This is a genomic window from Brevundimonas huaxiensis (assembly GCF_014218725.1).
Lineage (GTDB): Bacteria > Pseudomonadota > Alphaproteobacteria > Caulobacterales > Caulobacteraceae > Brevundimonas > Brevundimonas huaxiensis.
The window spans coordinates 1-10,234 of sequence record NZ_JABBJE010000017.1 but is presented as its reverse complement, the minus strand read 5'-3'; the positions used below and the strand labels follow the sequence as shown (position 1 = coordinate 10,234).

The following is a 10,234-nucleotide window of genomic DNA, read 5'->3' as shown; positions in this document are numbered from 1 at the left end:
TGATCGAGGCGATCAGGGCCTGAGGCGATGGCGTCCTGCGCTTCGTCTCCACCTCCACCCCGCCACCGCTCAGCAGGTTTTTACACGGCCTCGACCCGTTGCGGACGTTTGCGAATTAATCTAGGACGGCTGATGATCATCGCCTTGATGTTTTTCGCTCTCAGTCAATCGCCACCACCTGCCCCAGCGCGGCCTGAACCCGCCGTTTGTGATTTATCCGAGCGTGATCCAGCGACTGGATCTCGGCTTTGGTGCCCTGCTGAGCTCCTGGGACGAGTGCCACGAAACCTGATGGCTACGATGCCCATCGAGGGAACGGGCAAGGGGTGGGCGCTGTTGAAATGCGACCTCGGTGAAGGTGGCGTGACGACGGCGTGCGGTCTTGTCGACGAGTCGCAGCCGGGGTCTTCGTTCGGCGCATGGGCAACACGCGTTCAGCTCAGAGCGACTGCGCAGGTACGCGGTGGCAGTTTCCCCCAAGCGGGCGATAGCTACTACGCCTTTGCTCGATGGGAAGTTCGCTAAAGTCGAGGCCGTGACCAGATCGTGGGCAATCCGGGCGAGGTCCTTACTTACGACGACTTTGGCCGGCTCGCACCTACCGCGTCAATTCGCCGACCAACGGGGGACACAGCCGGTAAACGGGGCATCGCTGAAATATGTAAAGAGATTCGGGCGAGACACCCGAGCATTCAAGAGCGCTTCGGATGTTGAGTCACGTGGCAGGAATGTTGCGATACATTCGGAACAAGCTCAGCGCTGTGGCCCAGCTAATGTCGCCGTCTTTGACAAACTCGTTGGTGCATACGGCTTTCAAGATCAAGCTCTCTGTCGGTTTATCGCCGGAGGCTACTGCGGGACCAGCCAAGTCGGACCGCGTCACCAACTGGCCGCCGCCATCATACCAAACGACGGAAAGCGGCTTTGTCGTGCGGGCTTCGCAATCATACTCAGCTAGCGACAAGGCGTAGTCCATTCCCGAAACAGTCAAAGGAAGCATCATCGCCGTCCAAGCGGTCGCTCTGCCATCGGAGTGAACCACGGTGGACATTTCTACTGCGGTCGCTTTGGTGCTGCTGACTTCCACAAGCCTCCAATCGCTCGCCCAAGCGATGCCAGAAGCCGATGATAGAGCTGCTGCGATCGTCAAAACCTGCTTCGCTTTCACTCGGCGACCACTCTGGCTGCAAATTCCATCGTGGATTTATAGCGACTGACTGAACCGATGTCTGCTTTCCACCCGTAGCGGACATTTGAGGTGCCTGATCCAATCGGCCTTGGTCACAAAGTCAGGCTGACGTTCCTCGCCCCGACGTTTCGGCCTGCACCCCATCCGCCTCTGCATCCGGATCGCGGCCTTCGCTGCGGTCAAACCATCGCATCACCGGCGTGACCGTGATCCCGTGCAGCAGGATCGACATCAGGCAGATCAGCCCCACGATGGCCCACAGCCGGTCGTCGCTCTCGAACGGCGCGGCGTTCAGCCCATAGGCCAGATAGTAGAAGGACCCCACGCCCCGGATCCCGAAGAAGGCCAGAATCAGCTTCTCGCGCATCGGCTGCCTCCAGCCGATGAAGCCGATCATCCCGGTCAGAGGCCGCACCACCAGCACGATCGCCAACGCCACCATCGCATCCAGCGGCCGCAGCGGCGCCAGCAGGCCCGACGCCAGCGCCCCGCCGAACAGCACCAGCACCACCATCATCGCCATACGCTCGATCTGCTCGATGAAGTCGTGCATCTCGACTTGGAAATCGTGGTCCCGGTCGGCGTGCCGGAACGCCAGCGCCGTGATGAACACCGCCAGAAAGCCGTAGCAGTGCAGCATCTCCGTCACCGAGTATGAGATGAAGGTCGCCGCCAGGGCGATGAACCCGTCGCGCGTCGCGGCCAGTCGCGTGCTGACCGGAATGGTGAAGGTCAGCCAGCCGAACAGCCAGCCGATCGCCCAGCCGATGCCCAGCCCGGCGCCGATTTCCCACAGCACGCTGACGGTCAGCCACTCTACGAACCAGTCGTCCTTCTGGCCCTCCGCCACCAGGGCCAGGGCGATGGCCAGGTTCACGAACGGGAACGCCAACCCGTCATTCAGCCCCGCCTCGGACGTCAGGCCGAACCGCACCTCGTCTTCACGCCCTTCGCCCGGCGCCGCCACCTGGATGTCCGACGCCAGCACAGGATCGGTCGGCGCCAGCGTGCCGGCCAGCAGGATCGCCCCCGCCAGGCCCAGCCCCAGGACCGTCCATCCCAGCAGCACGATCGCCACGATCGACAGCATCATGGTGACGCCCAGCAACCGCCAGGTCACGCCCCATCGCCTCGGATTGAAGATCCGGTCGATCTTCAGCCCTGCCCCCATCAGAGCGATGATCACCACGAACTCGGTCAGCCGCTCGGTGATCTCGGGATAGGTCTGCGGCAGCGGATCGAACCCCACCTGCGGCAGGCTGAACAGCGCGGCCCCAAGCCCGACGCAGACGATCGGCAGCGAAAGCGGCGCGCGCCGGAACACCAGCGGCAGCCACGCCACCAGCGCGACCAGCGCCCCCACCACAAACAGCATGAGGATATAGGGATCGGGCATGGCTCTCCGGAGGATCGACAAGGCGTCGTTCCCTTAATGCGGCAACGCCCGTCCGGTTACCGGTCGTTTCTAGAGGCTATGGTTCCACGCCCCGTTGTTTCGATGAGGAACGTCCACTAATCACCCCGATTTGGCGTCAAGGGCGACTGCTTTCCGGCCTAACGGCCAACATCCGCGTTCGGCGCCAAAGCCCAGGACCGAAATCGACCCGTTGCGGAACTATCCGCTTGTCTCGATCCATCGGCCAGCTAACGTATTGCGATGGAAATCAGCCGCAGAATCGTCGTTGCTGGCGTGGGCTTGGCCGTCACTTCACCGCTTCGCGCGTCTGCTGCGGACATGGAAAGTTCATCGATGTACGGCTTGATCGGCAAAATGACAGCGCAGCCAGGTCATCGCGACGAGCTGGTCAGAGTCCTCATCGAGGGTGTAAGCGGACTGCCGGGCTGTTTGAGCTACATCGTTGCTTTGGACCCGCTAGAGCCGGAGGTGATTTGGATCACAGAGGCATGGCAGAGCAAGGAAGCGCACGGCGCGTCACTCACGCTTCCGGCGGTCCGCGATGCGATCTCGAGAGGGCGACCGATGATCGCGGAAATGTCGAGGGTGGCCGAGACGGCGCCCGCAGGAGGGTACGGCCTCTCGGCGCCTGCCCACTAACATCCGCTTCCCACCCAAAGCTGACCATCGCCGGGCCTGCTTCAGGGCCCGGCTTAGGGTCACAAGTCGATTTGCTCTGACATCTCCCAGGCGTCATCCACCTCGATACCGAGATATCTGACTATGCTCTCCAATCTCCTGTGGCCGATCAGGAGCTGGCATGCGCGAAGATTGCCTGTCATTCTTGTGAATGAGCGAGACCTTAGTGCGTCTAAGGCTGTGAGCGCCGTACCCTTAGGGCTGCGCCATCGGTCTATCAGCCCAGCATACGGCCTGGCGCCGATGTGCTGGCCGCACCGGCTCCGGCTTGGGAACGGCCAGTCGTCTTCAGGCTGGCGCCGCACACTCAGGCGAGCAGCGATCGCATCACGCGCAGGCTCGGTGATCTCAACGGGCACAGGTCTCCCGGTCTTCTGTTGGATGACGACCGACCGCTGACGGAGAACACCGCCTCTCGCCGCATCGCTCACGCGAAGTCGGACCAGGTCGCAGGCGCGTAGTTTCGAATCCAACGCGCAGTTGAACATGGCGAGGTCGCGAAATCTCCTGGCCACACTCAACTGTTGTCGGATGGACCAGATGAGCTTGGGCTTAAGCGGCGCCTTGGGGCCGATTAGACGGCCGGCGTTCCCTGAGGGCTTCGGTTGTAGGAACAGGTCAGACTGTCGCATGCCCCCTTCTCTGAGGTCGCCTGCCTGTCGTGACGCCTGCTTCCAGATAATGAACTTCTGTGCGCCAGTCCCAGACATTCACTGCCGCATTGTTTGGCAATAGCCGCGCCTACTCCGACGGTCGATGCTATGCTGAACGCGGCAACCGTATGGTGAAACAGCTGCCGGCGCCCGGACCGTCGCTTTCCACGCGGATGTCGCCCTTATGCAGATCGACCAGTTGGCGGACCAGGGCCAGACCGATGCCAAGGCCTTCGCTGGATCGATCGTCGGGCCCCTTCAACTGCGTGTACAGCTCAAAGACCCGAGCTTGCATATCCTTGGAAATGCCGACGCCAGTGTCGGAGACGGCGACTTCGACGTAGTCGGGCCCGGCGTTCGCCCGGAGCTGGATCGTCCCGCCCGACGGAGTGTATTTGGCTGCGTTGGTCAGCAGATTGCTGACGATCTGCGATAGGCGGGTGAAGTCGGCTGTGACCCATACGGCTTCCGTCGGTAGGTCAAACGTGAAGGCATGCCCACCCGCGTCGATCCTGGGACGGCTTGTATCGATCGCGGAGTCCAGCACGGTCTTTAACTGCACCCGTTCGAAGCGCAGGGCGATCTTGCCCTGATCGATCCTCGAAACGTCAAGCAGATCCTCGACAAGCCGCGAGAGGTGAAACACTTGGGTCGCCATCCGCTCCCGGATGACGGCGGCTTGATCTGGCTCGCCGGCGCGATCGAGCAACTTCAGCCCTGCGTTCAGGGCCATGATGGGATTGCGTAGCTCATGACCCAAGACCGCCAGGAACTCGTTCTTGCGTTGATCTGCGGCGCTCAAGGCCGTCGCATGCACGTCCAATTCGTCTCGTTGCAGGCGTATCCGCTCACGCTGCTGATAGAGTTCAATGAAGATCTCCGTCTTCATTCGCAGGATATCAGGCTCGATCGGCTTCTGGATAAAATCGACCGCGCCGGCCTCATAGCCGCGAAACCGGCGCTGCTGTTCTGCGCTGCCCGCCGTGACGAAGATGATGGGGACATGACGGACCCGGGCGTTGCCGCGCATGAATTCGGCCAGTTGGAAGCCGTCCATGCCAGGCATCTGCACGTCTAGGAGGGCGAGAGCGACGTCTTCGGCAAGGAGCAGCTCAAGCGCCTGATCTCCGGACTTCGCCTTGAGCAGGTGGAGACCTTCGCGCTGGAGCAAAGCCTCAAGCGCGAGGATATTTTCCTCGAGATCATCAACGAGAAGAACCTTTATCGGGGTGTCGAGGGTCGTCATGCGGCTTCGAGTTCCACCAGATAGTTTGCGATGTCCGCCAGACTCATGGCCGTTGCGCCCGCGCAGGCCGCGAGAGCGGCTTCTGGCATCGCTGACGCATAGGCCTCTGACGGGCGTTCGACGAAGGCCTCGCCACCCCTTTCCATAACGGCTCTCAGTCCGGCGGCCCCGTCGTTGTTGGCGCCCGTCAGCACGACACCGATCAGGCCGGCTCCATAGGCGTCGGCGGCGCTTTCGAAGAGAACGTCAATCGATGGGCGAGAATAGTTGACCGGCTCATCCGAGGACAGGGCCAGCCCGCCATCTCGCTCGACCAGAAGGTGATAATCGGGGGGCGCAAAATAGACGGTTCCAGGAAGGACCCTTTCCTTGTCCTCGGCTTCAAGCACCGCAAGGGCGCAGCTCGCTTGAAGCAGCGGCACGAGACCATTGCCTCGATCCGGGGGGACATGGACCGCGATCAGAATGGGCAAGGGATAGTCCGCTGGGAGGATGGGAAGGATGGCTAAAAGCGCCTGGACGGCGCCGGCGGAAGCGCCGATCACCACCGCGCGTTGTGATGGGACACTCATGCGCCTAGCCTTCGGTAGAGCTTTTCCTGGAGGACGAACTCAGAAAATTCGCCGGCGTGGGCTGAAAACCTCAAACTTTCCTTGGAGCCGAGGCCGAGGAAGCCTCCGCGTGGCAGGGAGTTCTTGAACAGGCCGATGGCGCGATCCTGCAGGGCGCGATCAAAATAGATCATGACATTGCGGCAGGAGATCAGTTGCATCTCGGCGAACACCGCGTCCGTGACCAGGCTGTGATCGGAGAAGACGACCCGGGCGCTGAGGCTACGGTCGAAGACGGCCCGCCCGTAGTCGGCCGTATAGTAGTCGGACAGGGACGAACGTCCGCCCGACTTCTGGTGGTTCTCAGTGAATTTGCGCAGCCGATCGAGGGCGTAGACCCCGGCTTCCGCTGCGCGGAGCGCATCGGGATTGATGTCGGTCGCGTAGAAGAGGGTGCGATCATACAGCCCTTCCTCCTGGAACAGGATGGCCAGGGAGTAGACTTCCTCGCCGGTGCTGCACCCCGCGATCCAAACCTTGAGCGACGGATAGGTGCGCAGATGTGGAAGCACGGTCTCGCGCAAGGCTTTGAAATAGGTCGGATCGCGAAACATCTCGCTGACTTGCACAGTCAGATAGCCCAGCAGCCGGGGCAGCATCGTCGGGTCGTGCAGGACAGCGTCCTGCAGCGCGGTCAGCGTCGGATAGCCCATCTGGTCGCGGGCCTGGACCAGCCTCCGCTTGATCGACGCACGGGCATAGTGACGGAAGTCGAAATGATAGCGCTGGAACAGCGCCTCCAGCAGCAGTTGGATTTCGAGGTCTTCGAGAGTGTCGGCCATGGATCAGCGCGGCATCCACACGCGGACCAGAGAGAGCAACTTATCGACATCCAGGGGCTTGGCCATGTAGTCGTTGGCCCCTGCTGCGAGACAGCGTTCCTGGTCGTCCGGCATGGCTTTGGCGGTCAGCATCAGGATCGGCAGGCCGCCCCAGCGTCCATCGCTCCGGATGCGCTGTGTCGCGGTGAGCCCGTCCATGACCGGCATCATCACATCCATCAGAACGAGGTCTATGGCGGGTGCAGAGGCGGCGGACGCATCGAGCGCGTCGAGCGCTTCCTGCCCGTTGCGCGCGATCTGCACGACGACGCCGCGCGGTTCGAGGACGCTGGTGAGGGAATAGATGTTTCGGACATCATCCTCGACGACGAGGATGCGCCGGCCTTCCAGCACGGCGTCTCGATTTCGCGCCTTCTGGATCATGCGCTGCTGTTCGGGCGGCATGTCGGCGACCACCTGGTGGAGGAACAGCGAGACCTCATCCAGCAGGCGTTCCGGCGACTTGGCGCCCTTGATGATGATTGAGCTGGAGTAGCGGCGCAGTTGTTGCTCGTGGTCCGCCGTCAGATCCTGGCCGGTATAGACGATCACCGGCGGATAGGCCTGCTGACCGTTCAGACTGAGCGTCTCCAGCAGCGAGAAGCCGGAGGCGTCGGGCAGGGACAGGTCCACAACCATGCAGTCGAAGGTCTGCTGTTCGAGGGTTTGAAGGCATTCCGCCGCCGTGCCCACCCCAACCGTCTCGACCCCGCCGCTCGACAGAAGGGCTCTCATGGCCTCGCGCTGGACGGCGTCATCCTCCACGATCAGGACTCGTCGAACGGTCCGGGTGAGGTTCTCCTCCAGGGCCCGAAGGACATCCGCCAGCGCCTCACGTTTGACCGGCTTGGTGAGATACCCCATCGCGCCAAGCGCGCGCGCGGTCGTGGCATGGTCTCCAGCGGACACCACATGAATCGGTATATGGCGGGTCTGGTCGTCGCGCTTCAGCGTGTCCAGGACCGTCAGACCGGACTGGTCAGGAAGGCCGACGTCAAGGACGATGGCGCTCGGCCGGTACTGTTTGGCGAGCTTGATCGCGTCCTCGCCATTACTGGCCACAAGACACTGGAACGCCATTTCGCGCGACAGGTCCCGGACGATGGCGGCGAAACGATCGTCGTCTTCAACGACCAGCAACGTGCGCCGGTTCACGGCCAGCGCGTCCCGATCATCCTCAACCGCGCGGGGCAGGACAGCGGGCGACGATTTCGGGGCGGCCTGCGTGACTGAGGACGCCGCGGGTTGCGGAGCAAAGGGCGCGCGCGACGCAACCTGAGCGGCGTCGTAGGCGAGGGGCGCGCTGAGGGTGAAGGTGCTGCCTTTGCCGGGCTTGCTTTCCAGAGTGATCGCGCCTCCGAGCAACCGAGCCAGTTCCCTGGAGATCGAAAGTCCGAGCCCCGTCCCGCCGTACTTGCGGCTGATCGTGCCGTCGGCCTGCTGGAAGGCTTCGAAGATGCTGTTCTGCTGTTCGCGCGAAATACCGATTCCGGTGTCTTTCACCGAAAAATCCAAGCCCCGGTCGCCGGGCGCGATCCTCAGCTTTACGCTCCCCTTCTCTGTGAACTTGAAGGCGTTCGAAAGCAGGTTCTTAAGGATCTGTTCCAGACGTTGACGGTCCGTCTCAACCAGATCGGGCGTCCCCTTGGCGACGTCGATCGTGAAGTTCAGCCCCCGCTGGTCTGCAATCGGATCGAACAGCTGGCGCAAGTCGCCGGCCAGTCTCTGGACCGAAACAGCTTCGGGACGGATCTGGACGTGCCCGGCCTCGATCTTGGAGAGGTCGAGAATGTCGTTGATCAACGTCAACAGATCGTCGCCCGAGGACTGAATGGTCCGGGCGTAGCGAACCTGCTCTTCGGACAGGTTTCCGTCGCTGTTGTCGCCGAGAAGCTTCGACAGGATCAGCAGGGAGTTAAGAGGCGTCCGGAGTTCGTGGGACATGTTGGCGAGGAAGTCGGACTTGTACTGGCTGGCCGCTTCGAGCTCCCGGGCCTTGAGGGCCAGATCGGCGCCGGTCCGTTCCAGGTCGTCGCGCTGTCCCTCCAGAACCTGTGCTTGCTCTTCCAGCTGGCTGTTGGTCTGTTCAAGCTCCACCTGCTGCTGCTCCAGCCGCACCTGGGATTCCTTGAGCGCGCGCCCCTGCTCCTCCAACTCCTCGTTGGAAACCCGAAGCTCTTCGCTCTGCACCTGTAGTTCCTCGGACTGGCGCTGGGTCTCTTCGAGGGCGTTCTGAAGATCCAGACGATAGCGCGCCGACCTGAGGGCGACGCCTATCGCAGCCGCACTTTCGTCCAGCAGCCGAAGGACCTGCGGTCCCGGGGCATGGATAAAGCCCAACTCGATCACGGCGTTGATGACGCCATCGGCGTTCGCAGGGGCGATGACGAGATGACGCGGGTCATCCCGTCCCAGCGCGGATCCAATAGTCAGATAGCCTTGAGGGACATCCGTCAGCAGCACTGACGCCCCATCAGCGGCGACCTGGCCCAGAAGGCCCTCCTTAAGTCGGAACTCCATAGGCACGGGCGCGTCTGATGGAACGCCCAGGGTGGCGGCGCGGCGGAAAACGCCGCCTTCGCCCTTGAAGATCGCTGCGGCTTGAAAGTCGACATATCGAGCCAGGAAGCCCAAGATGCTGTCGGCCAGCGCCTCGATGGTCTTGTCGCCGCTCATTGCTTCGGCGAGCCCAACCTGTCCGGCCTGAAGCCACTCCCGCCGGGCGCGTTCCCGCGTGCTGTTGCGGATGAGCAGGAACACCCCGACGGTGAGGGCGGCGCCGAGCAGGGCGGACAGGATTCCGGTCAGCAGGGCGGTCCGGTAAGCGACCTCCATCTCAGACAGCCACTGTCGCCGCTGCTGCGCGACGTCGGCGCGCATGATGGCCAAGCGTTCCCGGATCGCATTCATCGCCGTCCTGCCGCGGTCGGTTTCGATCATCGCGACGGCCGCCGCGAGGCCGCCCGTACGCCGCGCTTCGATTCCCCGGGTCAACTGCTCCATCTTGACGCCGACATGGCGCTTGACCTCTTTGAGGTTGGCCTGCTGCGCTGGGTCGCGCGAGGTCACTTCGGTGAGGATCGCAAGGTCACGGTCCATTGCGGCCACGGCGTCTTCGTAGGGCTCAAGATAACGGTCTTGGCCCGTGAGAAGGTAACCGCGCTGTCCCGTTTCAGCGTCCTGCACGGTCGACAGGACCTGGTCTATGGCCACCAGTGTCGTATGGGTTCCAACCACCTTCTGACTATTGGCGCGCAGGCCCTGGACGTTGAGGTAGGCGACGACGCCGCTAATCAGGAAGAAGGCGAGAACGAGCACGACGCCCACTCCGACCCAAATTTCGACCTTCGATCGAATGCGTCCAACGCCATGCTGCGTCTGAGCCAAGCTCGCTCTCCAACCCGAAAAGTTCATTCCGCCCGTCCATAGCTGCAAGCCACACCTGGGCAAACAGTGCTGAGGACGCCACCGATGTTTTCATAATTTCCCTGACCGAAAGCGGACGTCACCAACCGCCGCTTTGAGTCGAGGCCGTGTAAAAACCTGCTGAGCGGTGGCGGGGTGGAGGTGGAGACGAAGCGCAGGACGCCATCGCCTCAGGCCCTGATCGCCTCGATCA

8 protein-coding genes are annotated in these 10,234 nt (G+C 62.4%); 1 reads left to right on the top strand and 7 read right to left on the bottom strand.

What is annotated here, in order from left to right:
• Window positions 1-715: 715 nt before the first annotated feature.
• Both HF680_RS15535 and HF680_RS15530 read right to left on the bottom strand, forming a co-directional pair.
• Window positions 716-1,168 carry a surface-adhesin E family protein gene (locus HF680_RS15535; RefSeq protein ID WP_155800718.1) on the bottom strand — a complete coding sequence of 151 codons (453 nt, stop codon included), beginning with the start codon at window positions 1,166-1,168 and terminating at the stop codon, window positions 716-718.
• A 121-nt stretch (window positions 1,169-1,289) separates the two neighbouring features.
• Complete coding sequence (locus tag HF680_RS15530; protein ID WP_185225699.1) at window positions 1,290-2,585, bottom strand: cation:proton antiporter; 1,296 nt, start codon at window positions 2,583-2,585, stop codon at window positions 1,290-1,292.
• A gap of 261 nt (window positions 2,586-2,846) precedes the next feature.
• On the opposite strand from HF680_RS15530, the gene HF680_RS15525 reads away from it, so the two are divergent.
• Window positions 2,847-3,245, top strand: a complete 399-nt coding sequence (locus HF680_RS15525; protein WP_185225698.1) for a putative quinol monooxygenase — start codon at window positions 2,847-2,849, stop codon at window positions 3,243-3,245.
• 59 nt (window positions 3,246-3,304) lie between these two features.
• On the opposite strand, the gene HF680_RS15520 is transcribed toward HF680_RS15525, so the two are convergent.
• The 5 genes from HF680_RS15520 to HF680_RS15500 all read right to left on the bottom strand — a co-directional run bounded on the left by HF680_RS15520 (window position 3,305) and on the right by HF680_RS15500 (window position 10,002).
• Window positions 3,305-3,916, bottom strand: a complete 612-nt coding sequence (locus tag HF680_RS15520; RefSeq protein ID WP_185225697.1) for a tyrosine-type recombinase/integrase — start codon at window positions 3,914-3,916, stop codon at window positions 3,305-3,307.
• Window positions 3,917-4,043: 127 nt separating this feature from the next.
• Window positions 4,044-5,183, bottom strand: a complete 1,140-nt coding sequence (locus tag HF680_RS15515; protein ID WP_185225696.1) for a sensor histidine kinase — start codon at window positions 5,181-5,183, stop codon at window positions 4,044-4,046.
• On the bottom strand, window positions 5,180-5,755 hold the full coding sequence (locus tag HF680_RS15510; RefSeq protein ID WP_165116476.1) for a chemotaxis protein CheB: 576 nt from the start codon (window positions 5,753-5,755) through the stop codon (window positions 5,180-5,182). Before HF680_RS15510 ends, HF680_RS15515 begins: the two co-directional genes overlap by 4 nt.
• Entirely contained in the window at window positions 5,752-6,576 is an 825-nt protein-coding gene (locus HF680_RS15505) for a CheR family methyltransferase (RefSeq protein ID WP_185225695.1), read from the bottom strand. Before HF680_RS15505 ends, HF680_RS15510 begins: the two co-directional genes overlap by 4 nt.
• Before the next feature lie 3 nt (window positions 6,577-6,579).
• Window positions 6,580-10,002, bottom strand: coding sequence for a response regulator (locus HF680_RS15500; RefSeq protein ID WP_235969013.1), 3,423 nt, complete (start codon window positions 10,000-10,002; stop codon window positions 6,580-6,582).
• Between the last annotated feature and the right edge of the window lie 232 nt (window positions 10,003-10,234).